Consider the following 25349-nt stretch of genomic DNA (forward strand, 5'->3'; position numbering starts at 1 on the left):
GTATGTGAGGCGCGCCCGCTTCAGCCGCCGTGAACAGGCCCGCCTTGACGCCGTAACCCAGGCGCTGAAGGTCTCCGATGACCTCCCGACATCCCAGGGACAGATGGCCTTCGACGTTTTCGAGGAAGACCCAGCGGGGGCCGACCTCGCGCACGATCCGCTCGACCTCGGGCCACAGGTGGCGCGGATCGTGTTCACCGCGGCGTCGGCCGGCCTGGCTGAAGGGCTGGCAGGGATAACCGGCAGAGACGAGATGAACGCGGCCGCGCCACGGTCGGCCGTCGAAGGATCGCAGATCGTCCCAGATAGGCGCCGGAGCCAGGGCCTGGTCTTCCATCCGGGCCACGAGAGAGGCCGCAGCGTGGGCTTCCCGCTCGACGTAACCCACAGTGCGATAGCCGGGCTCGGCGATATGGAGCCCGAGGTCGAGACCGCCGTAGCCGGCGCAGAGAGAAAGTCCCCGCAGATCTGCGAGGGGTTGTTGTTTGGTGTGAAGAGCCACAAAGCCCGTTCCCTTGTTCGGCCGCTCCTTGGCGATCGGGTGGGGGCTCGGGGCCTCGAAAGGTGAAAGCGCGCCTCCCCGACCAGGTCTGCCGGGGAGGGCGTCGCCGGCGACGTCAGCCGCCGCCGGTGATGATGACCTCGCGCGCGGGGCGGGCGCCGCCGCCGGCGAGGCCGTAGTGGGTGTCGACCGCCTCGATGTCGAAGGCGGCGAAGATCTCGCGCACTTCCGGCCGGTCGTTCAGCGACAGGATGAACCGGCCCTTCAGACGGCCCAGCTGCTCGGCCATGGCGGCGAACTCACCCCGGCCGAACAGGTCGGCGCCGTAGTCGGTCTCGCAGCCGAAATAGGGCGGATCGATGTAGAACAGCGCGCCGGCGCGGTCGTATCGCGCGATGCAGTCGGCCCAGGGCAGCTGCTCGATGGTGACGCCTTCGAGGCGCCGGGCCGCGGCGATCAGATCCGCGCCGACCTCGCTGGCTCGGAATCGGCTCGGCCCGTCGGTCCGGACGCCGAAGCTTCGGCCGCTGACCTTGCCGCCGAAGGCCGTGCGCTGAAGATAGACGAACCGCGCGGCGCGCTGAAGGTCCGTCAAGGTCGTTGAATCCTCGCGCATATGCCGGTCGAAGTCGGCGCGGGCCTGCAGCTGCAGGCTGACCAGCTCGACCAGGGCGCCCGGATGCGAGCGCATGCACCGAAACAGGTTGGCGACGTCGCCAGACAGGTCGTTGATGATCTCGCATCGCGGGCGAAGGCGCCGGCGGAAGAAGACGCCGCCCATGCCCACGAAGGGCTCGATGTAGAGGGTGTGCGGCGTCGCCTCGATCTGGGCGGTGAGGCGACGCGCCAGGTTGCGCTTGCCGCCGATGTAGGGGGCGACAGGCTTTGCGGGATCGACGGGCGTCAGCCCTGTCCCATGGGGGTCATGCAGACCCCCGGAATCTCGAGCCATGGTGCTCGTTCCGTTCTTCGGCCGCTCTGGTGGCGATCGGGTTAGGGCTCGAGGGCCTCAAGACGTTCAAGGCCGAGCAGCGCCGGCACTTGATTTCGACGACGCCGGCGAGGGCGCCGGGTTCGGATTTGAACAGCAGCGCCGAACAGCTGGCGCAGCGAACCGCCTCGCGCGAGACGGAAAAAACCTTTGCAGTCATATGAGACTCAACCCAAGCGAGCCCCTGCCGGTCAGGCCGGTGGCGGGGCGAAGGGGGCGTGCACCCCCCGACGTGCTGAGCTAGTTCTCGGCGGCTCGGGTGCGGCAAACACCCGGCCCCCGCCTCCAAAGACGAGGGCATGGCCCTGATCGGAAATGCGTTCCCCGCAGGCTAGTCGGCCCTGTTGTGCGGGTGCATCCGACAACAGCCCTAGGTCTTGGGCGTGCGCTCCCGGAACCGAACCACCTCAGCGCCCAGCCAGTCGTTGATCGCCCGGAAGCGGTGCTGCAGCGGGATGATCTCGGTCAGATAGAATACCCATTCGGCTTTCTCGACGTCGCCGAACCCGCCGGCGGTCTGCGGGATGATGCCCAGCAGCTGGGGCGGCACGCGGTGCGCCGCCAGGACGTCGTCGCGGGTGATGTTCTTGATGCCGACGAACTCGTCCTTTGCCGCCGCCTCGCCGGGGTGCAGGATCTGCACCGAATCCTTCTCGCCCTGCGGAAGGTGAAGGAACAGGCTCTTGAAGTTGCCGACGCCCTTGGTGTCGCGGATGGCCGAGCGGATCTTGTCGGCGTCGTCTTCAGCCAGGCCGCCCTTGCCGACATACATCACGAAGCCGGCGTGCGCGCCGTTCAGGAAATAGCGTCGGCGGAACAGCGTCGCGCCCTCGTTCAGGAACGCGGACTGCAGGCCGCCCAGGTATTCGGGCATGCCGTAGATTTCCTGGTCCAGCCAGGGCTGCATCCCATGGAACACGGCGTCGCGGTCGAACCAATGCTCCTTCATGAAACCGGACAGGAAGACGAACTGACCAGGATCGACGCCGGCGCGGGTGTATCGTGCCAGGCTCCGCTTCAGCTTCATCGGCCGACCGGCGAGATTGTTCACACGTTCCACGAAGTAATCGCCGAACACCAGGTGATCCAGCACCAGGCCCTCGAACGTCTGCAGGTCCAGGACGGGGGAGGGGATGAAGTCCCGCAACAGCTGATTGACCTTCACGCGGAAGGCGCTGGAGTGGTGCGAGGTGACGTTGGCGGTCTTGCTCAGCAGATCGCGCGACACGGGCGGCGCGTAGTATCGGCCGCCGACGCCCTGGACGGGCCAGCATTCCAGGTGGTCCATGAACTCGCGGCGGTTCAACACCGGCTCCGGATCGCCCAGGCTGAACGCCATGGGCGCGGCCGACGTCGCCGCCGGCTGGACTTCGCCCTCGATGGCCCGGCTGAAGCCGGCGGCGGTGCGAGCGCGCGCCAGGGCGCGGCCGCGCGAGGGCAGGGCCGTTGTCATTCTGAAATCTCCACACTGGATCGGGTCGCCCCGCCGATGCCGGCGGCGAGCGGTTCGTTGAACAGGGCCTGGAACAGCGCCCAGGCCAGGTCGGCGTGGCCGCTGTCCTTGGTGCGGCTGGCCTCATAGGTGACGTGGCGCCCGCTAGCGGTCAGGGTCCGGCGGATCGATAGCAGGGCGCCAGTCAGGTCTCGGAAATCGACGTGATATTCGAGGCGGTGCTTCCCGATGACGTCCAGCGCCTTGTAGACCATCTGGGTCTTCAGGATCGGGTCATATCGGTGCTCGGTCATCTGCGGGAAGAAGGCGCGCACCAGCTGCGCCACGGCGCCGCCGATGCCGGTCCCATCGATGTCGATCTTGGTCACGCGGTAGCGCTTGGTATAGGCGCGGATGACTTCGGCCTGCTCTGTGAAGTCCGAGCCCTTGAACTGCTGCCGCTCAAGGACGCGGAACTTGCCCCGCGGCGTCTGGGGCGGGGCCACGATGACCAGGCCGGCGGCGTCCGCGTTCTCGCCGTTGCCGTTGGGATCGTAGGACAGCCAGACTTCGCCGGCGTAGGGTCGACCCGCGCCCAGGAAGATGCGGGCCATGTCGACGTCGGCCCAGGCGTCCTCGCCGTCGACCATGCACGGCGACAGCGACGTCATCGGGAAGACGCTCAGGGTGTCATCGACAAACCCGCACATCAGCAGATTGTCGAACTCCGGCCCCGAATACTCGTCGCGCAGATCCTCGATGTCGAACAGGTCGCAGCCCTGGGCCTCGGCGTCCTCGATCGTGACGGTGTGGCGCCAGATCCGGTCGGCGCCCATCTGCCCGTCCTTGGTGGCGTTCCAACTGACGTCGAAGTCGCGCCGCCTGTCCTTGGCGCGTTTGCGGTTCCACTCCAGGCCCGTCCAGAAAGCGTAGGCCTCGTGGGTGACGGAGCTGGGCGTGCTGAAGTAGGTCTTGCGATACTTCTTCTGCATCGCCATGCCGCTGGCGACCTTCTTCAGGGTCTCGAAACCGAACACCCAGAAGAATTCGTCGAAGTAGAAATCGCCGTGATAGCCCTGCGCCGTCCGGGCATTGGTGCCCAGGAAGATCAGCTGCGGCTGCTCGAGCAGGACGCCGTCGTCGTCGTGACCCCGATCAATGATGATCGGGTCGCCGCTCAGCTCGACGCCGATCACCTCCATGACGAAGGCGCGGATATAGCCCTTGAAGACGTGCGCCTGATTTTTGGAAGCCGATAGGAAGATCTGGTTGTGCCCGGTCTCCAGCGCCTTGATCAGGGCCTCAAGCGCGAAATAGTAGGTCGCGCCGATCTGGCGGCTCTTCAGGATCATGCGCGAGCGCAGGTCCGACTTCGACCACCAGGTGCGTTGGTAGCCGAACATCCGCTTCAGCATCGTCGCCTTCAGGATTTCGACCTGGTCGGGCGTGATGCGGTTGCGCTCGGGCTTCTTCTTCGGCCCAGCGTTTCGGTTGGCGACCTTCGGGTTGATGTCGCCTTCGTTCCCGCCGTCCATGTAGCGGCGAAGGCGGGCCAAGCGCTCGGCCGCGCGGAGCAGGGCGTCGATCTCCTTGAGATCCGCGCCCGTCTTGGTGGCCTTCATCGTTAGGGCGACGTATCGCGCCTCGGTGACCCCGGCCATCCGCTCGATCGGCCCGGCCTCGTCCCACTTGTCGCGGCTTTTCCAGCTGGCGACGGTGTTCTCGGGCACCTTCAGCAGGCCGGCGATGTCGGTCGGCCGCCACATCGACCAGTAGAGGAACTTCGCGGCCCGCCGCTCGTCGAGCATGGCCGCGACCGGGAAGGCGAAACCACCCATGGCGGCCAGCAACGCGCCCAGGTCGTCGCTGCCCCCGCTGGGCGTCTCCGTCTTTTTCGACCTGGTCCTCATCGCGGCGGACGCTAACGGCGCGCCCGCCGCCGTCTGACGGCCGCGTGTTGTCAGACGCGCCCGCACAACAGGCCTGCCTTGAGACGGAAGGCGATCAGGCGGTGATCTGCAGCCTCATTCGCCGGGTCGCCCGGCCGCTCTGCAGATCGCCCGAGGCCCGATGTCCAAGAAGCTGACGACCAAGTTCACCCGCATCGCCGTCGCCGGCCTGACCGCCTCCGATGGCCGGACCATCGAGCCGCAATGGCTGCGCGACATGGCCGCCAACTACAACCCGGCCACCTACACCGCCCGCGTCAACGTCGAGCATTTCCGCAACGCCTCGGCCGCCGGTCCTTTCCCGGCGCTGGGTGATGTCATCGCCCTGCGTGTCCAGGAAGACGAGATCGAGCTCGGCGGCAAGACCGAGAAGCGGGTTGCGCTCTATGCCCAGATCCAGGGCAACGAGACCTTGCAGGGCTATCTCGCTGCCGATCAAAAGAAGTTCACCTCGATCGAGGTCGAGCCCAACTTCTCGGGGACCGGCAAGGCCTATCTGATGGGACTGGCCGCCACCGACAGCCCGGCGTCGCTGGGCACCGAGGCTCTGCAGTTCTCCGCCCGCACCGACGACGCCTTCGCCAAGATCCGCAAGGCCGACCTGGACAGCCGCAAGAAGCACGAGACCTGCCTGTTCTCGGCCGCCTTCGCCACCACGATCGAGTTCGCCGAGGAAGGCGCCCAGGTCGAAAGCGCCGACTCGGTGATCGACAGGATCGTCGCCAAGTTCACTTCCGCGATGAAGGGCGCCGAGCCCAAGGCGCCGCCCGCCGCCGATCCCGCCAACCCGGGCGGTGACCTGACCGCGCTCGCTACCGCCATGTCCTCAGGCCTCAAGGAACTCGGCCAGTCGTTCACCCAGGCCTTGGCGACGCAGAGCGGCGAGATCAACGCCCGCTTTGCCAAGATCGAGAGCGAGCACGCCGCCATCAAGCGCGACGTCGAGCAAACGCCCGACCGCAACTATCGCCAGCGCCCGGCCGCCACCGGCGGCGGCGAGGGTCAAGAGCTGACCGACTGCTGATCCGCCCCTCTCGCGCCACCGATCCCCTCCCGACGCCCGTCACGGAACCTGAACCCGATGAAGACGAAAACCCGCCTCCTTTACACCACCTGGCTTAGCCGCCAGGCCGATCTGAACGGCGTCGCTGAAAGCACCGTCCTCGGCGAGAAGCAGTTCGCTGTGGACCCGTCGGTCCAACAGATCCTGATCGACAAGCAGGCCGAGAGCTCCGCCTTCTTGGGCCTGATCAATGTAGTCCCTGTCGACGAACAGTCTGGCGAAAAGCTCGGCCTGGGCGTCGCCGGCACTCTGGCTGGCCGCACCGACACCAACGCCCGCGATCGCGAAACCCGTGATCCGACCACGCTCGATGCCGACCGGTTCGAGTGCAAGCAGACCAACTTCGACACCCACGTCGGCTACGCCAAGCTGGATCTCTGGGCGAAGTTCAAGGATTTCCAGCTCCGCATGCGCAACCAGACCCTGCAGCAGCAGGCTCGGGACCGCATCATGATCGGCTGGAACGGCATCATCGCCGCCGTCCAGACCGATCGCGTGGCCAATCCCCTGCTTCAGGACGTCAACATCGGTTGGCTCCAGCAGATTCGCGTCAACCGCCCGACGCACGTCTTCGCTGAGGGCGCCACCCCCGACAAGATCATCGTGGCGCCGACCGGCGGCGACTATCGCAACCTCGACGCCCTGGTCTACGACGCCGTGGCGAAGTTCCTGCCCGAATGGGTCCAGGGCGACACCGAGCTGGTGGCGATCGTCGGCAGCGGCCTGCTGCACGAGAAGTATTTCCCCATGGTCGATGGGGAAGACAAGCCGACCGAGAAGGTCGCCGCCGACATCCTCCTGTCCAAGAAGCAACTGGGCGGCCTGCAGGCGGTCAAGGTGCCGTTCTTCCCGGCGGGCACCATCCTGGTCACGCGCCTGGATAACCTGTCGATCTACGAACAGGAGGGCACGCGTCGCAAGACGATCGTGGACAACGCCAAGCGCAACCGCGTCGAGACCTATGAGTCGGTCAACGAGGCCTACGTCGTCGAAAACTACGACTTCGCCCTGCTTATCGAGAACATCGAGGTTGGCGCGGAGGACGGCGAGTAATCGCCGTCCCACCCCTCAACCCACCTCCTGGAGAACGTCGATGAGCGCCGCCGAACGCGCCAAGGCCCGAGCTGTAGCGGCCGCTGAACAACAGGCCGCTGAGAAGGCGGCCGAGGTTGAGGCTGCCTTGGCCACGGCCAAGCCCGCAAAATTCAAGCCTGCGTTCAGGCCGGCGCCGTCCGTGCCCGCTCCCGCGCCGGGTCGCCTCTCGCCAGCTGCGCGGCGGCGCTCGTTCCTGATCGCCTCATCGGCTGGACGGGTGCTGGCCGCCGCCGGCGTCCACATGGACGTCAGCGCCGCCAATGATCCGAACCTCGAGAGCGAGGCCGCCAAAACCCTGCTGATGCTCCAGGACGACAAGCGCAAGCTGAAGGGCCTTCAGGCCCAAAGCCGCAAGATCGAACTGAAGCGTCAGCTGGTCCCGAACTATCGGGACTGGTGCAACGGCGTCCTCGCCGGTGGCCGGGGCGAGCGCGGGCCGCTGGACGCCATCTTCACCACCATCCTGATGTGGACCATCGACATCGGGGACTACATGGCGGCCCTGCCGATGGCCGAGCATGTCCTCCGCTATGGCCTGGAGATGCCGGCGCACGTCAAGCGCACCCCGGCCGTCTTCATCGTCGAGCAGATCGCTGAGGCTGCTATCGCCGCCTACGACCTGGGCGACAAGGAAGCCGAGGCGTTCCCGCACGCCGTCCTTCCGATGGTGGAGGATCTGATCGACAGCGTCGACGCAGACATGCCCGACGAGGTGACCGCCAAGCTTCAGAAGGCGATCGGCAAGGCCATCATGGCGGGCGCCGACCTCGAAGACGAAGACGATATGCGCCAGCGCCAGGAAGCGACCCTGCGCCGCTACTTGGCCGCGATGAAGCTGGACCCCCGCGTCGGCGTCAAGGGCGACGTCACCAGGCTGAAGAAGGCGCTGGGCAAACCTGACGATGAATCCGGAGCGCAGCCCGATGCCGCCGACGCCGTCGCCGCCCTGGGCGCCGCCATCGAGGCGGCCGCCACCGAACCGAACCCGTCGGCCTCCGAAGGAGCCGGCTGAACCAGCTCGCCCCCCGGCGCTCGGCGGCGGGGCTGGCCCGACAACAGCGGGTTCGCCCGTCTGCAGTGTCCGACCAGCCCCCCACCGCCGTAGCCGGCGCGACCGAACGAAAGAGATGTCGTCGCCACAGGCGGCACAGCAGAACCGACCCGCTCTAGCGCAATGAACATCTCTTTCCCCCCTCCCAGCAGCGACGACCAGGTCGCGCCGTCCTACCCCGCGGCGGCCGATATCGAGTGCGATGGCTGGTGGCCATCTGTGAACCTGCTCGCCGTGCGTGACGCCGTGCGTGTCCCCAGCGGCGAAACGGAGCGCCTGCGCGACGCCGTGCGCCAGGCCATGCTCGACATCGCCCATGAACTTGCTGCTTGGCGAGCCGAGCAGGAAGCCGCCGGTCACGCCAAACTGGCGGATGTTCCGGGGCGAATGAAGGTAGACGGCAAGTCCGACTACGAGCTGCGCTGGTTCCGAGCCGTCTATTCTGTTGTCGCGGCCGACGTCGGCGAACGCGCCCTCGGGCCGCAGGTCTCCGGGGCTGGCGCCGAACGGGTTGAAACCCTTCGCGCCGACGTCCACGCCCACCAGCGTAACGTCTCCTACGCCGTTCGGGACTTCCTCGGCCGGCCGCGCATCATCGCAGAGGCGATCTGATGGCCGGCCCCTTCATCGACACGGCGCTCGAAGGTGAAACCGTCGATGCGATCTGCTGGCGCAACCTGCGCCGCAGCGCGCCGGCCATCGAGCAGGTCCTGCGCGCCAACCCCAACCTTGCCGACCACGGTCCCTTCCTCCCGCGTGGAACGCCTGTGGTTTTCCCGACGTCCGCCACCGCGCCGGCGACGACGCCGATGATCAATCTGTGGAACTGACGATGACCGCCCAGCCAATCCAGTCCGCATCAATCACTCTGCCGTCCTGGGCGGCGCTTGGCTTTTGCCTAGCGCTCGCCGGTCAGCTCGTCGGACTCGTGATCTGGGGAGCCAAGGTCGAGGCCCGCACGACCGAGCTGCATGCCACGACCGAACCTCTTCGTCGCGGAGACCTGGTCAAGATCCAGACCGACGTGTCGTGGATCCGTCAGGAGCTCGAGCGGGGGAGGGCGCAATGACGCCGGACCCGCAGGATCCACTGCCGGAAGGCCAATGGCTTTTCCGCCGCATCTTCACCTGGTCGTTCACCGCCATCCAGCTCGGCCTGCTTGGGTGGACCATCTGGCGCATGCCGGCGGCCGACCTTCAGCTGGTCGCCCTCTGGCAACTCGGACTGCTCGCCCTGGTCGTCACCTACTACCTCCTCGCGCCTAGCTCACCCCAGCTGGCGCGGATCTTCGCCGAGATCCGCGGCCGACTGCCGTTCACCCGCCCCCCTGGAGACCCGTCATGAAACCCGCGAAGCTGCTTGTCGTCCATTGCTCTGCGACGCCGGCGAACAGAGACATAGGAGCCGCTGAGATCCGCGCCATGCACAAGGCCAAGGGTTGGCGTGACATCGGGTATCACTACGTCATCCGCCGCGATGGCACGGTCGAGAAGGGCCGGGCCGACAACGTCATGGGCGCACACGTGACCGGCCATAACGATGGCTCCCTTGGGATTTGCATGGTCGGCGGAGTAAAGCCGGACCTGAAGGCCGAGATCAACTTCACGCCTGCGCAGTTCGCCTCGCTGCGAGAGTTGCTGACCAAGCTCCAAGGCAAGTTCCCGGGCTCGCGGATCTGCGGCCACCGCGACCTTTCCCCCGATCGCAACGGCGACGGCGTCATCACGCCCGGCGAGTGGGTCAAGGAATGCCCCACATTCAACGTCGATCTGTGGTGGTCGCAGGGCAAGGTCCAGCGCTGATGAAGACCCTGACCCGCACCTTCAATTTCGCCTCGCCATGGGGTTGGGCCCTGGCTGGCCTGGCGCTGCTCGCGTTCGGTTGGCTGGTCGTCGTCGCCCTGGGCGGCGTCGGCTTCCGCTTCGATCCCTTCAACGCCGTCCAGCGGCGGGCCGACGCGGCCGAGACCCGCGCGGCGACGGCGACGATCGACGCCGGCGCCAGGACCCAGGAGGCCGCAGGCGCCCGCGACACGACCGCGAAGGTCGAACGCACCCTCGACCAGGTGCGCCGCGCCGAAACCATCGCCATCGATCTCACCACTCAAGCCAGGGCTGCACCCGATGCGAACCAAGACCATGATCCTGACCGCCGCGCTCGTCTGCGCAGCGAGTATGAGCGCCTGTGCGACGCGCGTCCTGCCGTCTGCCCTCCCGACCCCGCCCCGCCGCGAGATGCCCGAGACCGCTAAGGCGACGTGCGCCCTGCCGCGTCTTCCCGATCTGCCGACACAGGCCGATCTCGAGGCGGCCTTCTACGCTAGGGGCGTCGTCATCGTCGCCTGCGACGCCGCCCGTCAGCTCGCTGTCGATGTCCACCAGGGCGAACACGACGACGAGGACGCCTGGCTAAGAACTATGGATTGACCATCTGGCCTCAAAGCAGCCGTTCCGAACGGCCGAGAGGGGGCGGAAGCAGAAATGGATTCCTGAGTTGATAGCGGAAGTTCTGATCACGACGATGCTAGGGTGATCTGCGTCCCCAGCCTAGGGCATCGCTCGCCTCGTCGATGAACATATTCAACAGGCGCGCCTCGTCGTCGCTCCCGAAGCCGATCAACTCGCGCTTGGCATAGTCCACTTCGGGGCCGTCCTTCGCCACGCGATCTCTGCGGCCGTCGTGGTGGATCAGAGCGATGCGGCTGGCTCGCTGGGTGAACTCAATCCATCCGCCGTCCGCGTCGGCGCCGGCCTTAAGGTGGCGGCCTGACCTCAAGCCTCGGAACATCTGCGCCGGCCGAGCCTTCGATCGCGGCGCGGGATCGCCGTCCGAACCGGCCGAGCCGATCGGCGTGATCCAGCGGACGATCTTGGCGCGTTCAAATGTGCGCAGGCCTCCGGCCTCCCTATCGAAGCCCACCAGGTAGTCGCCGCGTCCGATCCAGCTGCGCATGTCCACTACGCGCGGCTCACCGAACCCGCCTGAAGGATACAGGAATCGGGCAGGTCGGCTCGCCGGTTTGGCTTTCGGCCGGCCTTTCCGCTTTTCCCAGGCCGATCCGTCCGGCGCGACCTGGCGCGCCATGCGGCGTTGGTTCGCCCGCCGCATCTCCATGACCATGCGAAACAACATCCGCCGGCGCTGGCCGGGCTGCAGCTTGTCCAGCATCTGCTCGGCCAGCTGGTGAAGGTGGTGGAGGTCATCCATCGGTCAGGCCGATCAGGGCGTCACAGCTTCGTCTGGATGGGCGGCGCAATGCACGATCAGCGCGTCATCCAGGAACACGGCGTGCAGCGGCGGCCCGCTCGCCAGGGCCATGGGCATAGGCGGATCGACGGGAACGACGTCCTGGCCTGAACCATCCGGCCGGGCGACATAGCGGAAGTCCTCCGTCAGATTGACGGCGGCGTGGAGATCGTAACGGTCGGCGTCCAGCCGGACGCAGGTCATGTCGATGGCCTTCGCCGCCTTGTCGCCGTTCGCAACTAGGTCGTGCTGCCAGCGCTCCAGCCAGCGCAGCATCGGAACGATCACCTCGATCGGATTGCCGTTGAAATCCGGCATGTTGATCTCGACGGTGTAGCTGAGGCTGAAGCCGGATCCCGGTCGCGCGTCGGTCTGGGGACTGACGTTGCTCAAGACCATCTGCAGCCGGGCTGTATCGCCCTTCACATGATGTCGGGCGTCCAGGGCGTCCGCGAGGGTGGCCAGCAGGCTTTCGGGCTTCTTCATCATCAGATCTCCGCTGCTCGATCCCTCGCGCCTGGGCGGGTCTTCGGGCAGGGCGGCGTGTTGTGCGGGCGCGTCTGACAACAGGGCGTCGTCGCGCCCCTGGGCAAGGGACGGCGACAACCATCGCCATGTCCACCTACGCAGGCCAAGCCAGCGGCTCGACCGCCGTCGACCTCTCCAAACTGCCGATGCCGGCGGTCGTGGAGGTGATCAGTTTCGAACAACTGATCACCGAGGCGAAGACCATCTTTCTGCAGTACATGGCGGCCGTCGCTCCCGACGCGGTCGAGGCCCTTGAGGCTGTCCTGAAGCTCGAGAGCGAGCCGATGGTGAAGCTGATCGAGGTCATGGCGTATCGGGAGCTGATCCTGCGCCAGCGGATCAACGATGCGGCGCGGGCCGTCACCATCGCAGGAGCCTACGGCGCGGACTTGGACAACCTTGTCGCCCTCCTCGGGGTTGAGCGTCTTCTGATCACCCCGGCGGATCCTGTCGCCCAGACGCCGGCCGTGATGGAAACGGACGAGGCGCTTCGGCGACGGGCGTTGCTGGCGCCCGAGGCCTATTCGGTCGCAGGCCCCGAGGGCGCCTATATCTCGCACGCCCTGGGCGCGTCCGGCGACGTCCTGGACGCCAGCTGCACCAGCCCCGATCCCGGCGACGTCGTCGTCACTGTCCTCTCGCGGCTGGGGGACGGCACGCCCTCGTCATCCCTGATGGACGCGGTCGAGGCGGTCGTTGGCGCTGAAACCGTCCGTCCCCTGACCGACCATGTCATGGTCAGGCCGGCTCAGATCCTGACCTTCGAAGTGACAGCAAGGATCACGACCTTTGCCGGCCCTGACGCCGATGTGGTGATGGCCGAGGCGAGAGGACGTCTGGACGCCTACCTCGCCGGGTCGTTCCGTCTGGGTCGCGACATCACCCGGTCCGCAATCATCGCCGCTCTGGCGGCCGAAGGCGTCCAGGACGTCGAACTGACTTCGCCGGCGGCGAACGTCGTTTGCAACCGTCTGCAGGCCGCGCGCTGTACCGACATCGATGTCATTCACGTGGGCCTGGGCGAATGAGCGGCTCGGCTGCCCGTAGCCTGCTGCCCCCGAACGCCACTCCCGTCGAACGGGCTTTGGAGGCTGTGACGGCGCGCCTCGATGGCATGCCCGTCCCTCTTCGCGACCTCTGGAGCCCGGAGCGCTGCCCCGTGCATCTGCTGCCTTGGCTGGCCTATGCCTTGTCGATCGACAGCTGGAACTCCGGCTGGTCCGAGCCCGTCAAGCGGGCGGTCGTCGCCCAGGCCATCGCTATCCAGCGCATCAAGGGCACCGCCGCCTCCGTTCGCCAGGTCGTGAAAGCCTTTGGCGGTCAGATCGCCATCCGCGAACCCTGGCAGATGAACCCGCCCGGTCGGCCCCATACGTTCGAGGTCGTCCTGTCCTTGACCGGCGAAGACGGCGAGCCCGCCACCGCCAGGTTCGTGGACGAGGTGATCGACGAGATCGCCCGCACCAAGCCGGCCCGCTCTCACTTCACCTTCACTCAAGGCCTGAAGGCCGAGGCCGCGCTTGGCGTCGTCGCCGGCGCACGCCCTGCCCATTACCGCCGCCTGCAGCTCGAGGAGGCCGCCTGACATGGCCGGACTACAGATCACCATTACCGACGCCGGCCGCGCCGCCCTGCCGAACGGGCCGAACACGGGCACGTCGGCCATCACGATCTCGCACGTCGGGATATCCAACGCCCACACAGCCGGCTCGCTCAAGGGGCTGACGACCCTGCCGGGCGAGATCAAGCGGGTCACCACATTCGGCGGCGACGTCGTCGCGGACGACGTGATTCACGTCACCATCAATGACGAAACGCCCGAGGTCTATTCGGTGCGGGCCTTTGCCCTGTACCTCTCCACCGGCGTCCTGTTCGCAGTTTTCAGCTCGCCCGATGTCGTCGTGGAGAAAAGCGCCGGCGCCATGGTGCTGCTGTCGGCAGACATCACCTTCAAAACACTGGACACCGCCGTCATCCAGTTCGGCGGGACCGGCTTCATCAATCCGCCGGCGACGACGGAGCGGTTGGGTGTTGTCGAACTGGCGACCTGGGAAGAGTCGGCCGCCGGCAATCGGGCCGATGCGGCGGTCACCCCCTTCGGCTTACTGAAGACGCTGCAGTCCTGGGCGACGAACTTCGCTGCTGCAGTGCACCGTCATGCGATGACGTCGATCGACGGTCTGCCTGAAGCGCTCGCCAGCAAGTCGCCCGTCGGCCACAAGCACGATGCCTCGGACACGAACGCCGGCGTGTTCGATGTCGGCCGGATCCCTGCTTTAGGGATGGAGAAAGTCACCGGCCTGGCCACGGCGCTGGCGAACAAGGCGGCGCTGATCCATGGCCATGTCATGGCTGACGTCGATGGCTTGGTTCAAGCGCTCGCGGGCAAGTCCCCCCTGGGGCACAAACACGACGCCTCCGACACCACTAGCGGCGTGTTCGACGTCGGTCGCATTCCGGCCCTGGCGATGGAAAAGATCACCGGCCTGGCTTCCGCATTGGCAGGGAAGGCAAGCCTGCTCGCCAATGTCGTTTTTGGCGACGTTCGCGCCACCCGAGGCGGTCAGACTGGAGTTATCTACTTCGGCGATGGTGACGATTATTTGCTGTTGACGCAGGGGGTGCTGGCAACCAATCGGCCGTTCAACGCGGCGACGGTATCAAGCGGGGGGAATCCGACCTGGCACTCTGGAAACTTCAACCCCGCCACCAAGGCTTCGCTCGGCGAGAGCGCCACATTCCAAGACGTGCGGGCTTTCAGAGGCAACGGAACGGGTGCGGTCTATCTCGGCGACCTGTCTCACTACCTCCACTACGACGGCGTCAACTACGTCCTGCCCAATGCGCCGCTTGTCCTGAACGGCGGCATGGTGTGGACCACGGCCAACTTCGACCCGAGCGACAAGGTCTCGATTTATCAGACCAACCTAGGACGTACCGGCGGCGGCCCCGTCGTGAAGATGAATACGTTCCAAGACTATGGCGACGTCGCGACGGGTTGGTCGGCCATGATCCATCCAGACAGCGCCTACGCGCCGGGCGGGTGGGGCTATTTCATGAAGGCCGGGCGCCGGGATAACGGCAACGGTTGGGGCGGCCTCTTCTTCGGCCGGGTGACCGAGGCGAACACCAAGCCCGATCTGTGGGTCGGCATGGCGATCACGCGCGATCACCAGCCCTATTGGGCCAAGCTTTGGAGCGACGCCAACTTCGATCCTGGGTCCAAGATCACCATCGTCAACCCGGACGGCAACGCCCACACCATGGTGATGGGTTGGAACGGCGCGCGGTTCGTCGCCACCGTCGACGGCCTGGTGTCTCACTCCTTCCTTCACATGGCCGATGCTGCGGCGTCCCTGGGCGCGAGCGGCTACGCCATGATTCCCGGCACCGGCCTGATGATCCAGTGGGGCGTCGTGACGTCCAACATCGCCGAGGGCTCGACCCACGCCGTCCTGCCGGTCGCCTTCGGCGGGGGGTGCCTGGTCGCCCTGGCGACGCCGCGCAACCCCGGAAGCAGCGTCAACTCCGATTACTACATGCAGGTCGTCGGTCGGTACCAGGACCGGATCGTCTTCTTCGCCAATCGTGCGAACGGCTCGGCCGGCAATCTGGACGGCTATGAGTGGATCGCCTTGGGACGCGTCAGCGGCAACCCGGACCCTGCCTACTCCTCGGGCGGAGGCGGCGGCGGCGGCGGCGGCGGCGGCGGCGGCGGCGGCGAGATCGACCCCTATGTCTGACCTTCAGATCGAGAAAGCCCGATGACCCTCCTTTTCAGCCCCTCGACGGGCGCCTTCTATGATGACGGTTTCTGGGATGCGCCGCTGCCGGGCGACGTGTCCGAGGTCTCGGCCGAGGATCACGCCGCCCTTCTGGAAGCTGCCGGCCGGGGCCAGGTCATCCAGGCGGGGCCGGACGGCGTGCCCGTCGCCGTCGATGCGCCGGCGCCCCCGGTCGAGACCTTGGCGGTGATGGCTCGCCGTCGGCGTGACGGCGAGATCGATCGCCTTCGCTGGTTGGTCGAACGTCACCGTGACGAAATCACCCTGGGCGTTACCACCACACTGACCGCAGAGGATTTCATCCTCGTGCTTCAGCACATTCAGCTTCTGCGCGACGTGCCCGACCAGGCGGGCTTCCCGGACCAAATCGAATGGCCCGTCCTGGCGCCGGAGCTTCTCGCGACCGCAGCCTAAGTCCCCCTGCTGTTGTGCGGGCGCGTCTGACAACAGGCGCGCCGCGAAAGCAGTTTGCCGCTGCGCCATCGTCCGCCGGCATGACCCGCGCCCCGTCCACTTCCAGCGCCGAAACCGATCTGACGATCGGCAATCTCGCGCGCGTCGGCGTGATCGAGAGTGTCGATCTGGCGGCCGGCAAGGCGGTCGTCCGTTTCGGTGATGAGCTCACGCCGCCGATCGACTGGATGATGTCCGCCGGCGACACGCGGATCTGGCTGCCTCCGACTGTGGGTGAACAGGTTCAGGTGCTCGCCTGCGAAGGCGACATGGAGCAAGCCGTCATCCTGGGCGGCCTCCCGTCCTCGATCTTCGCACCCCTGTTCCTGGGGGCGACCGTAGCCATCCAGTTCAAGGACGGCGCGATCATCAAATATGACCCCGAAAGCCACCGCCTCGATTTCGATCTACCGGGATCCGCCGTCATAACGGCCCCGTCCGGGGCGGTCCTCAACTGCGACGTAGAGATCCAGGGCGACCTGAAGGCGACTGGATCCATCACCGCCGAGGGCGACGTCAAGGCGGGTGACATCAGCCTGAAGAATCACCCCCACGGCGGCGTCGCCACCGGGCAGGGCGTTTCTGGAAAGCCGCGTCCATGACCGGCCTGAACCGGCAAACGGGTCGAGGCTTGGATCCGAACAGCGACGAGCACCTGATCCAGTCGATCGGGGACATCCTCACGACGCCGCTGAACCTGCGCGTCGGACGTCGCGGCTACGGATCCGAACTGCCCGATCTCATCGACCAGCCGCTTAACGCCAGAACGCGGATCCGCATCTTCGCCGCCACGGCGATGGCCCTGCTGAACAACGAACCTCGTGTCCGACTGCGCCGGGTCCAGCTGCAGATCGACGCTGCCCATTCGCCCAGGCTGCTCCTGGACATCCTGCGCACCGATCGTCCGCGCCGAACGCCGACGACGCTCTCCGTCTCCCTTCGTCCCGCCTGACCTTTCAAGGAAGCCCGCCCATGGCTCTTACGCCCCGTCCTCACGGCATCACCCATCAAGAAGCTCCGGCGCGCAGCGTCCTCCTCGCCGTCGCCGCCACCTCGGTGTGGGGTGTTGTCTGCACCGCCTCCGACGCTGACGCCGACGTCTTTCCGCTGGAGACGCCTGTCGCCGTCGTCGACGCCGAGGCCCTGATCGCGGACGCCGGCGTCGCGGGGACGCTCTCTCGGACCCTGCAGGCGATCGGCGCCTTCGGGCCATCGGCCGGCGTCATCGTGCGTGTCGCAGAAGGCGAGGGCGACACGCCGGCCGAGATCGCCGCCGATCTCGACCTGAAGGTTGTCGCCGGCATCGCCAAGCTCCGCATCGCCGAACAGTCGGTCCAACTGCGCCCGCGCATCATCGCGGCGCCGGGCCTGGACACCAAGGTCGTCGCCACGGCGCTTGCGACGGCCGCCGCGCGCCTTTCGGCCATCGCCTATGCAACGGCAGAAGGCGAGACGCCGGCCGAAGTGAAGATCTATCGGGACAGCTTCACCCAGCGGGAGCTGATGCTGATCGACCGAACCTTCCAGGCCACGGACGCTGCCTCGGCCTTGACCGTGGAGACCTTCGCGCCCGCGGTCGCGGTGGGCCTTCGCGCGCAACTGGACCGCACGGTCGGCTATCACAAGACGATTTCCAACGTGATCCTGCCCGGCGTGGTCGGGATCGTCGAGCCGCGCGAATGGGATCTGGGAAGCGCCCAGACCGAAATGGGTCTGATCAACGGCGCCGACGTCACCGGCCTGATCTGGCGCGACGGCTTCCGCTTCTGGGGCAATCGCACCTGCAGCGTCGATGAACGCTACGCGTTCGAAAGCGCCGTGCGAACCAACCAGGTCCTGCGGGACACCATCGTCGAGGGCCTGTTCCCCTATATCGATCAGCCCCTCATCGGCTCGATCCCGACCGACATCGTCGAGAACATCAACAAGCTGTTCCGCCGCGAGGTCTCGGCCGGCCGCCTGGTGGGCGCCGTCGCCTTCATCTCGCCGGGTAACACGCCGGAGAGCCTCGGGGCCGGCAAGCTGAAGATCGGCTACCGCTTCACCGACGCGTCGCCGCTCGAGGAGCTCGGCGTCACCAGCGAAATCACCGACGAGTTCTACGCCGACTTCGCCACTGTGGCCTGAACGCGTTCGCCCGTCCCGAAAAACCAACCGGCCGCGCGCCGCCTAGGAAATCCGTTCGATGAACCTCCCGCGTAACCTTCACGACTTCAACGTCTTCGCCGGCGGGCGCTCCCTGGCTGGCCAGGCGCGCACCATCACCCTGCCCAAACTGGTCATGAACACCGAGGAATATCTCGGCGCGGGCATGGGTGCGGCCGCCAAGATCCTGACCGGCAGCATGGCCGCGCTCGAGTTCATGCACAACTACGGCGGCGAAGTGCCCGAGCTGAACGCGGGCTTCGGCGACCCCCGCCTGGACGGTCAGCAGTTGCGGTTCGCCGGCGCCTATAAGAACGACGCCATCTCCACCTACGACGACGTCCAGATCACCGTCAGCGGCCGCACCAACGAGATCGACACCGGCGAGCAGGAGATCGGCTCCAAGAACGGCGTCAGCTACAAGACGGACTGCGTCTATTACAAACAGGTCCGCAACGGGCAGGTCGAGTTCGAGATCGACATCCTGAACAAACTGCTCCTGGTCTACGGCGTCGATCGCTGGGCCCAGCTGCGCGCCATCACGCGCTGACCGTGGCTGATCGGCGCGTCCAACCTCCAATCCTGATCCCGGCCGCCGTCGAGCGCCGGCGACCTGACGCGTCATCGCGTCAGCCGGCCGAGGATCGCCAGCCCTTCATGGCGCGCATGCTGTCGCTGCCGCCTCATCTGCTCCGGGGAGCCTGAACCATGAACGACGTCGTCGAAACCACCACAGCCGACAAGCCGCTCGTCGATGAGAAGGGTCGCCCTCTCTTCGACGCGGCCGGAAACCGTGTCGCGTGGGTAGACCTGGACAACCCCATCAAGCGGGGCGGGCAGGACATCTTCGAAATCAAGCTGCGCAAGCCGGATACCGGCCATCTGCGCGGCACCAAGTTCAACGACCTTTATACGATGGACATCAACGCGGCCTCCATCGTCGTGCCCCGGATCTCCGACCCCGTCATTCCGACGGCCGAGTTTCTGACCATGGCCCCCGAAGACACCGCCCAGATCGCGGGGGAGATCGTCGGTTTTTTGCTGACGAAGCGGCAGAAGGTCGCGGGTGGTCTGGAAGCATAGAAGACGCGATCAGCGACATCGCAGGCGTCTTCCACTGGTCTCGCGAAGAGCTCTCCCGCCTTTCCCTCAATGAACTGTTCGAAGAGCGCGAGCGCGCTGTTGCCTGGTGGAACCGCGTCCACGCTCCGTCGAAGAAAGACTAGCCTACGATGGACAAGAAGCTCCGGCTCGATCTGCTCTTCAGGGCCGGCGGCAATGCCGTCGGGTTCCTGAAGGGCATCTCGTCCGAGAGCACGACGGCGGCCCAGGGCGTCAAGGCCGCGCGCGATCGGATCGTCGAGCTTCAGCGCGCCGCAAAAAACGTCCAGTCCTATCGGGCGACCGAGACCCGGCTGGCGGCCACGCGCACCGCCATGGAAGCGGCGCGAACCGAAGCCGCCCGCTTGGGAAAGGCGCATCGCGACGCCGAAAACCCGACCAAGCAGATGGGGCGGGCGCTTGAAGTCGCCCGAACCAAGGTCAGAGAGCTCCAGGTCCAGGAACAGTCCCAGATCCGCACCCTTGGGGAGATGCGGGTCAAGCTGAAGGACGCCGGCCTGGACGCCCGTAACCTCGCCGGGTCCGAAGCCAAGCTAACCCGCCAGACGCGCGAGGCGAACGACGCCCTTCGGGACCAGGCGCGTCGCTTGACCGAGGTCGGAGAGCGTCAGCGCCGGCTTCAGACGGCGCGCAATCGATATGATCGCAACCAGGCGCTGGCCGGCTCGATGCAGGGCGCAGGCATGTCCGCTGTGGGCGCCGGAGTCGTGGCGGCCGCCCCTCTGGTGGCGTCCGGCACGGAGGCAGTGAACTTCGAAGACGCCATGCTGGACGTCAAGAAGGTCGTCGATTTCGACACGCCGCAGCAGTTCCAGCAGATGAATCGCGATGTCCTGGAACTGGCCGAGAACCTGAATCAGGTTCCTGAAGGCATGGCGGCGATCATCGCCGCCGCCGGGCAGGCGAAGATCCCGCGTCGTGAGCTGCTGGGTTTCGCCGAGGACGCCGGCAAGATGGGCGTCGCCTTCGACACCACGGCCGAGGACGCCGGGTCGAAAATGGCGACCTGGCGCACCGCCTTCGCCATGACCCAGCCTGCGGTCCGCGCCCTAGCTGACCAGATCAACTACCTGGGCGACAACGGCAACGCCACGGCGCTCAAGATTTCCGACGTCGTGACACGCGTCGGCCCCCTGGGTGAGGTCGCCGGCCTGGCTGCCGCAGAGATCGCGGCCCTGGGATCCACCATCGTGGGCATGGGGGTTGAGGAAGAGATCGCGGCGACCAGTATCAAGAACACCATGCTGGCCTTGACCAAGGGCGAGGCCGCCACGAAGGCGCAGCGCGTCGCCTACAAGGAGCTCGGGCTGGAAGCGGTTGCGGTTTCCAAGGCGATGCAGGCCGACGCCGGCGGCACGATCATGGATGTCATGACGCGGATTTCGAAGCTGTCGCCCGATCGGCAGGCCTCGATCCTGACCCAACTGTTCGGCTCCGAATCGGTTTCCGGCATCGCACCTATGCTGACCCAGCTGGGCGTCCTGAAGGAGAACCTGGACGCGGTTGCGGATTCGAGCCTCTACGCCGGCTCGATGCAGAAGGAGTTCGAAAACCGTCAGAGCGGCGCCAAGACCGCGATTGGCCAGAGCAAGATCGCGCTGCAGGGCCTGGCTATCGAGATAGGCGCCAACTTCCTGCCGGTGATCAAGGCGGGGTCTTCCGCCATTCGCTCGACCGCCCGTCAGGTCCGCGATTTCAGCAAGGCCCACCCGAACGCCGTCAAGGTGGTGGCGGCGCTCGTCGCCGTCATCTCGGCGGGGCTACTCGTATTCGGAGGGCTCGCCGTCGCAGTCGCGGCCGTGCTGGGACCGTTCGCCCTGCTTCAGCTCACGTTCACCCAAGCCGGACTGTTGTTCGCCCCCGTCATCGCCGGGCTCACCGGCACCGGCGCTGCGGCCGGCGGCGCGGCGGTCGGGGTCAACGCCTTGCTGTGGCCGGTCCTGCTCGTGGTCGCGGCCGTCGCCGCGCTCGCCGCCGGCGCATACCTGATCTATCGGAACTGGGGCACGATCGGGCCTTGGCTCTCCAAACTGTGGAGCGGCGTGTCAGGCGCTGTCCAGGCCGCGATCGGGCTGATCACCGGATACATCATGAACTTCACCCCGCTGGGGTTCATCATCCGGAACTGGCAACCGATCTCCAACTTTATGGGAGCGCTCTGGGGCCTGGTCTTCCAGGCGGTCGGGCTGGGCGTCGATAACATCAAGCTCTACCTGCTGAACTTCACACCGCTCGGCCTGATCATGCGGAATTGGGGCGGCATCACCGGCTATGTCGGCGGGGTCTGGAACCAGATCAGCACGGCGGTCTCGATCGGGATCGGCGCGATCAAGTCCATCATCGCCAACTTCCAACCGCTCAATGATTTCAGGGCGGCGTTCGCCGGCGTGTGGACATTCCTTCAGGAACTGCCCGGCCGGCTGATGAACGCCGGCGCTGACGCCATGCGTGGGTTCACCCAGGGCATACGAGGCCAGCGCGCTCAGGTTCAGGCTGCGGCGGCCGACGCCGCCGGACGGGCCGAGACGGGTGCGCGCACGCGCCTGGACACCCACTCGCCGTCGCGGGTGTTCGCGGCGATCGGTCAGGACGTCATGGCCGGCATGGGCGTCGGCATTCTCGGAGGGACTGGAAAGGTCGTCAGTCGCATGCGTGCTGCGGCCGGAGCGGTTGCAGCGGCCGGGGCGCTTGCCGCCACCGGCGCCGCAGCCGACGGCGCCGCCCAGCCGACAATCACCATCGACGATGCTCCGCCTCCAAGCTTCGCGCCGCCACCAGGCTTCGGGCGACGTCCGCCGCCGCCGGCGGGCGGCGGCATGAGCATCGCCAAGATCGAGATCCATATCCACCAGCTCCCGGGCGAAACCTCCGAGGACCTGGTCAACAAGGTCGCGGACAGAATGATCAGCCTCCAGCGCGGCAATACGGCGAGCTATGAGGCCGACGCCGATTCGTGGGGCGACTGACCATGTTGCTTGCACTCGGGATGTTCGACTTCTCCATAGACACGGCGCTGTTCAACCAGCTGCAGCGCCGTCGCAACTGGCGTCACCCCTCGGGCGATCGCGTCGGCGCGCGCGCAGTCAGCCAGTTTGCAGGGCAGGGCGATGACATCATCACTCTGGGCGGGCTGTTGGCGCCAGGTCAGATCGGCCATGCGGAGGCCCTGGACGACATCGCCCTGATGGCGGACGCCGGGGCGGCCTATCCGCTCCTCGATGGCGAGGGCTACGTCTACGGCGCCTTCGTTATCACCGATCTGGATGAGACGAAGCGCAACTTCCTGGTCGACGGGCAAGCGCTCACCGTGGACTTTGTCATCACCCTGAAGCGGGTCGATGATGACCAGGGTGAACCGGCAACAGTCGCCTCATCAGGTGCAGCATGACTACGGCCGATGGCGCAGCCGCCCGATATGTTCATCGCAAGGCGGTCTACGACCTGGTCGTCGATGGTCAGAGCATCAGTGCGACCGTCAATCCTCGGCTCGAAAGCCTGACCTTGACCGAGAAGCGAGGCGCTGACGCCGACGAGCTGGAACTGGTGCTGAAGGACCATGACTTCAATCTTGCCATCCCGCCGGCAGGCGCGCTCATCACCCTGAAGCTGGGGTGGCTGGATCTCCGGGAAGGCGCGACCCCGCAATTGGTCGATAAGGGAAGCTTCAAGGTCGACGAGCGGTGCTGGAGTGGAACGCCCGACATTCTGACCATCCGGGCCAAGTCTGCCGACCTGACTCGAGCCTTCCGGTCGCGCCGCTCTCAGACCTGGTCCGACACCACCCTTGGCGCCGTCCTGGGCGAGATCGCCGGCCGGAACGCGCTGACCCCGGTTGTGGCGTCCAGTATGGCCTCGATCGTCGTCAATCATCTGACACAGGGGCGGGAGAGCGACAGCGCCCTGCTGGCGCGCTTGGGACGTGAATACGATGCCCTGGCCACAGTGAAGGCCGAAAAGCTGCTCTTCGCCCCTGTAGGGGCAGGGGAGACCGCAGGAGGGCAACCGATCCCTCCGGTGACCATCACCCGGCGCGCCGGCGACGGCTGTCGCTGGGAATCGGCTGAGCGCGAGAACTATTCCGGCGTGACCGTCGCCTGGCATGACCGGGGCAGCGCGCGCCGGCGCGAGATCACGGTTGGATCCTCGAACAACCCAAAGAAGCTTGGAAAGACCTATGCATCCGAGCGCGCCGCTCGGCGGGCGGCCGAGACCCACCAATCCAAACAGAAGCGCAAGGTGGCGAAGTTCTCGATCAATCTCGCCGCAGGGGATCCGGCTCTCTTTCCAGAGCGGAAGGTCACGGTTCAAGGTTTCAAACCTCAGATCGACGGCACCGAATGGCTGATCGTCGAGACCAATCACCGCCTCGACGGAGCGGGCGGATTGCGAACCAGCTTGCAGATGGAGCTGGGCGGCTCTGCCACGCCAGCCACGCCATGATGTCCGGTTACAAAATGCATAACCTGAAGTTTTTTAACAGCAGCGCTGGAACCATTTCTGTTATAGCAGGAGTGGGGGCTGCGACGGGATCTATCGAATGCTTGGAATGAAGCGTTACGGCGGCCGCGTGCCTTGCCCTCATTGCGGCGAAGCCGCCAAGACTAGATCCTCTCGGGGGATCTCCGCGACTTATCGCGAGACTCACCTGCAGTGCCAGAACCTGGAATGCGGTTGGATCGGCGTCGCCTCGGTGATCATCGAGCGCACCATCGTTCAGAGCGCGAACCCGAACCAGCGCATCAGCCTTCCGATGGCAGTGACGCGTCGGAAATCCGACAAAGCTCCAACACCGACGTCGGCGAATGACGACGCGGTCGAAGCTGCCGCTGAGGCGCTTTAGTTTCCCAGCTATTTTCCGGAAACCGCCAAAATTACCGGGAACGAAAACGGAAACATGGAAGGCCCAAAAGCCCGCCACGCCTAGCTTTCGGGCTCAAAGCCAGTTGTTTACACCGAGAGGGTCGGCGGTTCGAACCCGTCGCCGCCTACCACCGAACTTTAGCAAAATCAGCCGGTTATACGGATATTATTGCGACGGATTGCTCCGTGTTCGGAGTGATTTTGGCTAATGGGGGCAGTAGGGGGGCACTTTCTGCGGATTTCGTTGAAAAGCGCTGCACCGAGTTGGATGGCTTGCAGGCCTTCGGACCCGTGGATTTGTTGACTGCGGCTCCCGCAGCGGGGGTCAGCGGCGAGCGGCAAGTCGATGTCGGGCTGGTGGGTAGAGTTCGGCGCCGACGTCAGCATGGGTCGGCCATGCATTCCGATCTGGCACGTGCGATACCGGCCATCAGGCAGGTGAAGTCTCCGGCCGGATCCTGTTACTCAGCCTGTGGGAGAGCTGCCTCTACCGCCTTGGGCGCTTCTGGCAGCTCCGTGCGCGGGAGGACACACCGGATCGTTGACGTCGATGTCGCCCGCTCACGATACCGAGCGGATCAAGGCGCTGGTGATGTAGTTGTCGGAGCAGGAGTGGCGGGCGTCATGCGACTACGCCGGACCGATGATCCGCGGGCGACGCTGCAGCAGGCGGAGGGGCGGTTGTGTTTCACTGCACCGCCGGCAAGGACAGAACCGGGATCGCGGCCGCCCTGGTCCTGACCATCCTCGGGGTGCCGCGCGAGACGATCATCGAGGATTTCGAGATGTCGAACCGGTATTATCACTACGCCTCTGCGGCGGGCGTAGGAGAGGGGCGGGGGCCAGACCCCGCAGCCTCGCCGTTCGCTCATCTCTGGCCCGAGGCCAGGGCGGTCTTCGCCTCTGTGGATGGCCGGTATCTTCAAGCGACCTTTGCGGACATCGAAGCGCAGTACGGTTCCGTCGAGGCCTATCTGGCGGCGGAACTCGATATCGATGCCGATAACGTGGCGCGCCTGCGGAGTCTCTATCTGGAGTGAAGGTGACGAGTCGGCACGCCGAACTCGATCCAGTCCATCGAGCGGTGTCGCCCGATGCTGGAGCGTGGCGCTCTGCCAAGGCGATGA

The 25349-nt window shown here is 66.1% G+C and carries 31 protein-coding genes and 1 pseudogene; 25 read left to right on the forward strand and 7 right to left on the reverse strand.

The genetic code is table 11. The features are described from left to right. Positions 1–37 precede the first annotated feature (37 nt). The 5 genes and pseudogenes from WC585_RS14675 to WC585_RS14695 all read right to left on the reverse strand — a co-directional run. Positions 38–502: pseudogene (locus WC585_RS14675) on the reverse strand (DNA cytosine methyltransferase); the annotation flags it as partial. A 115-nt stretch (positions 503–617) separates the two neighbouring features. Beyond that, on the reverse strand, positions 618–1454 hold the full coding sequence (locus WC585_RS14680; RefSeq protein ID WP_373258664.1) for a DNA adenine methylase: 837 nt from the start codon (positions 1452–1454) through the stop codon (positions 618–620). Next, positions 1426–1794 carry a Com family DNA-binding transcriptional regulator gene (locus tag WC585_RS14685; RefSeq protein WP_373258665.1) on the reverse strand — a complete coding sequence of 123 codons (369 nt, stop codon included), beginning with the start codon at positions 1792–1794 and terminating at the stop codon, positions 1426–1428. The genes WC585_RS14680 and WC585_RS14685 overlap by 29 nt, the downstream gene beginning before the upstream one ends. Positions 1795–1863: 69 nt before the next feature. After that, positions 1864–2946, reverse strand: coding sequence for a phage portal protein (locus WC585_RS14690; RefSeq protein ID WP_373258666.1), 1083 nt, complete (start codon positions 2944–2946; stop codon positions 1864–1866). Continuing rightward, entirely contained in the window at positions 2943–4835 is a 1893-nt protein-coding gene (locus WC585_RS14695) for a terminase large subunit domain-containing protein (RefSeq protein ID WP_373258668.1), read from the reverse strand. The genes WC585_RS14690 and WC585_RS14695 overlap by 4 nt, the downstream gene beginning before the upstream one ends. A gap of 160 nt (positions 4836–4995) precedes the next feature. On the opposite strand from WC585_RS14695, the gene WC585_RS14700 reads away from it, so the two are divergent. The 10 genes from WC585_RS14700 to WC585_RS14745 all read left to right on the forward strand — a co-directional run bounded on the left by WC585_RS14700 (position 4996) and on the right by WC585_RS14745 (position 10509). After that, positions 4996–5898 (forward strand): GPO family capsid scaffolding protein, encoded by a 903-nt coding sequence (locus WC585_RS14700; RefSeq protein ID WP_373258669.1) that lies wholly within the window; start codon positions 4996–4998, stop codon positions 5896–5898. 57 nt (positions 5899–5955) lie between these two features. Then, positions 5956–6990, forward strand: a complete 1035-nt coding sequence (locus tag WC585_RS14705; RefSeq protein WP_373258671.1) for a phage major capsid protein, P2 family — start codon at positions 5956–5958, stop codon at positions 6988–6990. A gap of 40 nt (positions 6991–7030) precedes the next feature. Beyond that, positions 7031–8044, forward strand: a complete 1014-nt coding sequence (gpM, locus tag WC585_RS14710) for a phage terminase small subunit (RefSeq protein WP_373258673.1) — start codon at positions 7031–7033, stop codon at positions 8042–8044. 162 nt (positions 8045–8206) lie between these two features. Beyond that, a complete protein-coding gene (locus tag WC585_RS14715; RefSeq protein ID WP_373258675.1) occupies positions 8207–8695 on the forward strand; it encodes a head completion/stabilization protein in 489 nt (162 codons plus the stop codon). Then, positions 8695–8913 (forward strand): tail protein X, encoded by a 219-nt coding sequence (locus WC585_RS14720; RefSeq protein WP_373258677.1) that lies wholly within the window; start codon positions 8695–8697, stop codon positions 8911–8913. The genes WC585_RS14715 and WC585_RS14720 overlap by 1 nt, the downstream gene beginning before the upstream one ends. A 2-nt stretch (positions 8914–8915) precedes the next feature. Beyond that, a complete protein-coding gene (locus tag WC585_RS14725) occupies positions 8916–9152 on the forward strand; it encodes a hypothetical protein (RefSeq protein ID WP_373258679.1) in 237 nt (78 codons plus the stop codon). Continuing rightward, positions 9149–9427: a hypothetical protein gene (locus tag WC585_RS14730; protein WP_373258681.1), complete on the forward strand. Its 279-nt coding sequence runs from the start codon at positions 9149–9151 to the stop codon at positions 9425–9427. The genes WC585_RS14725 and WC585_RS14730 overlap by 4 nt, the downstream gene beginning before the upstream one ends. Continuing rightward, positions 9424–9885 carry an N-acetylmuramoyl-L-alanine amidase gene (locus WC585_RS14735; protein ID WP_373258682.1) on the forward strand — a complete coding sequence of 154 codons (462 nt, stop codon included), beginning with the start codon at positions 9424–9426 and terminating at the stop codon, positions 9883–9885. Before WC585_RS14730 ends, WC585_RS14735 begins: the two co-directional genes overlap by 4 nt. Then, positions 9885–10334, forward strand: a complete 450-nt coding sequence (locus WC585_RS14740; RefSeq protein ID WP_373258684.1) for a hypothetical protein — start codon at positions 9885–9887, stop codon at positions 10332–10334. The genes WC585_RS14735 and WC585_RS14740 overlap by 1 nt, the downstream gene beginning before the upstream one ends. Then, positions 10318–10509 (forward strand): hypothetical protein, encoded by a 192-nt coding sequence (locus WC585_RS14745; RefSeq protein ID WP_373258685.1) that lies wholly within the window; start codon positions 10318–10320, stop codon positions 10507–10509. Before WC585_RS14740 ends, WC585_RS14745 begins: the two co-directional genes overlap by 17 nt. A gap of 97 nt (positions 10510–10606) precedes the next feature. Here WC585_RS14745 and WC585_RS14750 read toward each other — a convergent pair whose 3' ends face one another. After that, entirely contained in the window at positions 10607–11290 is a 684-nt protein-coding gene (locus WC585_RS14750) for a phage virion morphogenesis protein (protein ID WP_373258686.1), read from the reverse strand. A gap of 12 nt (positions 11291–11302) precedes the next feature. Continuing rightward, positions 11303–11935, reverse strand: coding sequence for a phage tail protein (locus WC585_RS14755; protein ID WP_373258687.1), 633 nt, complete (start codon positions 11933–11935; stop codon positions 11303–11305). An 8-nt stretch (positions 11936–11943) separates the two neighbouring features. Between WC585_RS14755 and WC585_RS14760 the strand changes: the two genes are divergently transcribed. The 15 genes from WC585_RS14760 to WC585_RS14830 all read left to right on the forward strand — a co-directional run bounded on the left by WC585_RS14760 (position 11944) and on the right by WC585_RS14830 (position 25262). Then, positions 11944–12885 carry a baseplate J/gp47 family protein gene (locus WC585_RS14760; RefSeq protein ID WP_373258689.1) on the forward strand — a complete coding sequence of 314 codons (942 nt, stop codon included), beginning with the start codon at positions 11944–11946 and terminating at the stop codon, positions 12883–12885. Continuing rightward, complete coding sequence (locus WC585_RS14765) at positions 12882–13442, forward strand: phage tail protein I (RefSeq protein ID WP_373258691.1); 561 nt, start codon at positions 12882–12884, stop codon at positions 13440–13442. The genes WC585_RS14760 and WC585_RS14765 overlap by 4 nt, the downstream gene beginning before the upstream one ends. 1 nt (position 13443) lies before the next feature. Then, positions 13444–15600 (forward strand): hypothetical protein, encoded by a 2157-nt coding sequence (locus tag WC585_RS14770; RefSeq protein ID WP_373258692.1) that lies wholly within the window; start codon positions 13444–13446, stop codon positions 15598–15600. A 21-nt stretch (positions 15601–15621) separates the two neighbouring features. After that, positions 15622–16056, forward strand: a complete 435-nt coding sequence (locus tag WC585_RS14775) for a phage tail assembly chaperone (protein WP_373258694.1) — start codon at positions 15622–15624, stop codon at positions 16054–16056. Between the two features lie 80 nt (positions 16057–16136). Beyond that, positions 16137–16697: a phage baseplate assembly protein V gene (locus tag WC585_RS14780; RefSeq protein ID WP_373258695.1), complete on the forward strand. Its 561-nt coding sequence runs from the start codon at positions 16137–16139 to the stop codon at positions 16695–16697. After that, on the forward strand, positions 16694–17047 hold the full coding sequence (locus WC585_RS14785; protein WP_373258696.1) for a GPW/gp25 family protein: 354 nt from the start codon (positions 16694–16696) through the stop codon (positions 17045–17047). The genes WC585_RS14780 and WC585_RS14785 overlap by 4 nt, the downstream gene beginning before the upstream one ends. 20 nt (positions 17048–17067) lie before the next feature. Further along, entirely contained in the window at positions 17068–18222 is a 1155-nt protein-coding gene (locus WC585_RS14790; protein WP_373258697.1) for a phage tail protein, read from the forward strand. Positions 18223–18280: 58 nt separating this feature from the next. Next, positions 18281–18790 carry a phage major tail tube protein gene (locus tag WC585_RS14795; RefSeq protein WP_373258698.1) on the forward strand — a complete coding sequence of 170 codons (510 nt, stop codon included), beginning with the start codon at positions 18281–18283 and terminating at the stop codon, positions 18788–18790. A 158-nt stretch (positions 18791–18948) separates the two neighbouring features. Next, a complete protein-coding gene (locus WC585_RS14800; RefSeq protein ID WP_373258700.1) occupies positions 18949–19323 on the forward strand; it encodes a phage tail assembly protein in 375 nt (124 codons plus the stop codon). Positions 19324–19340: 17 nt separating this feature from the next. Then, positions 19341–19466, forward strand: a complete 126-nt coding sequence (locus WC585_RS14805; RefSeq protein ID WP_373258739.1) for a GpE family phage tail protein — start codon at positions 19341–19343, stop codon at positions 19464–19466. 6 nt (positions 19467–19472) lie between these two features. After that, positions 19473–22328 (forward strand): phage tail tape measure protein, encoded by a 2856-nt coding sequence (locus WC585_RS14810; RefSeq protein WP_373258701.1) that lies wholly within the window; start codon positions 19473–19475, stop codon positions 22326–22328. Between the two features lie 2 nt (positions 22329–22330). Further along, complete coding sequence (locus WC585_RS14815) at positions 22331–22750, forward strand: phage tail protein (protein WP_373258702.1); 420 nt, start codon at positions 22331–22333, stop codon at positions 22748–22750. Continuing rightward, complete coding sequence (locus WC585_RS14820; RefSeq protein WP_373258703.1) at positions 22747–23802, forward strand: contractile injection system protein, VgrG/Pvc8 family; 1056 nt, start codon at positions 22747–22749, stop codon at positions 23800–23802. Before WC585_RS14815 ends, WC585_RS14820 begins: the two co-directional genes overlap by 4 nt. Positions 23803–23908: 106 nt before the next feature. Further along, positions 23909–24202, forward strand: a complete 294-nt coding sequence (locus tag WC585_RS14825; RefSeq protein ID WP_373258704.1) for an ogr/Delta-like zinc finger family protein — start codon at positions 23909–23911, stop codon at positions 24200–24202. 703 nt (positions 24203–24905) lie between these two features. Next, positions 24906–25262, forward strand: a complete 357-nt coding sequence (locus WC585_RS14830) for a tyrosine-protein phosphatase (RefSeq protein WP_154725338.1) — start codon at positions 24906–24908, stop codon at positions 25260–25262. The last annotated feature ends 87 nt before the right edge of the window (positions 25263–25349 follow it).

Origin of the sequence: Brevundimonas sp. (genome assembly GCF_041648055.1) — a bacterium.
Taxonomy (GTDB): Bacteria; Pseudomonadota; Alphaproteobacteria; order Caulobacterales; family Caulobacteraceae; genus Brevundimonas.

Bases quoted from the DNA above. Each gene is read 5' to 3' on its own strand.
- WC585_RS14680 (WP_373258664.1), bottom strand. From the start codon at position 1,454: ATGGCTCGAGATTCCGGGGGTCTGCATGACCCCCATGGGACAGGGCTG.
- WC585_RS14685 (WP_373258665.1), bottom strand. From the start codon at position 1,794: ATGCCCTCGTCTTTGGAGGCGGGGGCCGGGTGTTTGCCGCACCCGAGC.
- WC585_RS14690 (WP_373258666.1), bottom strand. From the start codon at position 2,946: ATGACAACGGCCCTGCCCTCGCGCGGCCGCGCCCTGGCGCGCGCTCGC.
- WC585_RS14695 (WP_373258668.1), bottom strand. From the start codon at position 4,835: ATGAGGACCAGGTCGAAAAAGACGGAGACGCCCAGCGGGGGCAGCGAC.
- WC585_RS14700 (WP_373258669.1), top strand. From the start codon at position 4,996: ATGTCCAAGAAGCTGACGACCAAGTTCACCCGCATCGCCGTCGCCGGC.
- WC585_RS14705 (WP_373258671.1), top strand. From the start codon at position 5,956: ATGAAGACGAAAACCCGCCTCCTTTACACCACCTGGCTTAGCCGCCAG.
- gpM (WP_373258673.1), top strand. From the start codon at position 7,031: ATGAGCGCCGCCGAACGCGCCAAGGCCCGAGCTGTAGCGGCCGCTGAA.
- WC585_RS14715 (WP_373258675.1), top strand. From the start codon at position 8,207: ATGAACATCTCTTTCCCCCCTCCCAGCAGCGACGACCAGGTCGCGCCG.
- WC585_RS14720 (WP_373258677.1), top strand. From the start codon at position 8,695: ATGGCCGGCCCCTTCATCGACACGGCGCTCGAAGGTGAAACCGTCGAT.
- WC585_RS14725 (WP_373258679.1), top strand. From the start codon at position 8,916: ATGACCGCCCAGCCAATCCAGTCCGCATCAATCACTCTGCCGTCCTGG.
- WC585_RS14730 (WP_373258681.1), top strand. From the start codon at position 9,149: ATGACGCCGGACCCGCAGGATCCACTGCCGGAAGGCCAATGGCTTTTC.
- WC585_RS14735 (WP_373258682.1), top strand. From the start codon at position 9,424: ATGAAACCCGCGAAGCTGCTTGTCGTCCATTGCTCTGCGACGCCGGCG.
- WC585_RS14740 (WP_373258684.1), top strand. From the start codon at position 9,885: ATGAAGACCCTGACCCGCACCTTCAATTTCGCCTCGCCATGGGGTTGG.
- WC585_RS14745 (WP_373258685.1), top strand. From the start codon at position 10,318: ATGCCCGAGACCGCTAAGGCGACGTGCGCCCTGCCGCGTCTTCCCGAT.
- WC585_RS14750 (WP_373258686.1), bottom strand. From the start codon at position 11,290: ATGGATGACCTCCACCACCTTCACCAGCTGGCCGAGCAGATGCTGGAC.
- WC585_RS14760 (WP_373258689.1), top strand. From the start codon at position 11,944: ATGTCCACCTACGCAGGCCAAGCCAGCGGCTCGACCGCCGTCGACCTC.
- WC585_RS14765 (WP_373258691.1), top strand. From the start codon at position 12,882: ATGAGCGGCTCGGCTGCCCGTAGCCTGCTGCCCCCGAACGCCACTCCC.
- WC585_RS14770 (WP_373258692.1), top strand. From the start codon at position 13,444: ATGGCCGGACTACAGATCACCATTACCGACGCCGGCCGCGCCGCCCTG.
- WC585_RS14775 (WP_373258694.1), top strand. From the start codon at position 15,622: ATGACCCTCCTTTTCAGCCCCTCGACGGGCGCCTTCTATGATGACGGT.
- WC585_RS14780 (WP_373258695.1), top strand. From the start codon at position 16,137: ATGACCCGCGCCCCGTCCACTTCCAGCGCCGAAACCGATCTGACGATC.
- WC585_RS14785 (WP_373258696.1), top strand. From the start codon at position 16,694: ATGACCGGCCTGAACCGGCAAACGGGTCGAGGCTTGGATCCGAACAGC.
- WC585_RS14790 (WP_373258697.1), top strand. From the start codon at position 17,068: ATGGCTCTTACGCCCCGTCCTCACGGCATCACCCATCAAGAAGCTCCG.
- WC585_RS14795 (WP_373258698.1), top strand. From the start codon at position 18,281: ATGAACCTCCCGCGTAACCTTCACGACTTCAACGTCTTCGCCGGCGGG.
- WC585_RS14800 (WP_373258700.1), top strand. From the start codon at position 18,949: ATGAACGACGTCGTCGAAACCACCACAGCCGACAAGCCGCTCGTCGAT.
- WC585_RS14810 (WP_373258701.1), top strand. From the start codon at position 19,473: ATGGACAAGAAGCTCCGGCTCGATCTGCTCTTCAGGGCCGGCGGCAAT.
- WC585_RS14815 (WP_373258702.1), top strand. From the start codon at position 22,331: ATGTTGCTTGCACTCGGGATGTTCGACTTCTCCATAGACACGGCGCTG.
- WC585_RS14820 (WP_373258703.1), top strand. From the start codon at position 22,747: ATGACTACGGCCGATGGCGCAGCCGCCCGATATGTTCATCGCAAGGCG.
- WC585_RS14825 (WP_373258704.1), top strand. From the start codon at position 23,909: ATGAAGCGTTACGGCGGCCGCGTGCCTTGCCCTCATTGCGGCGAAGCC.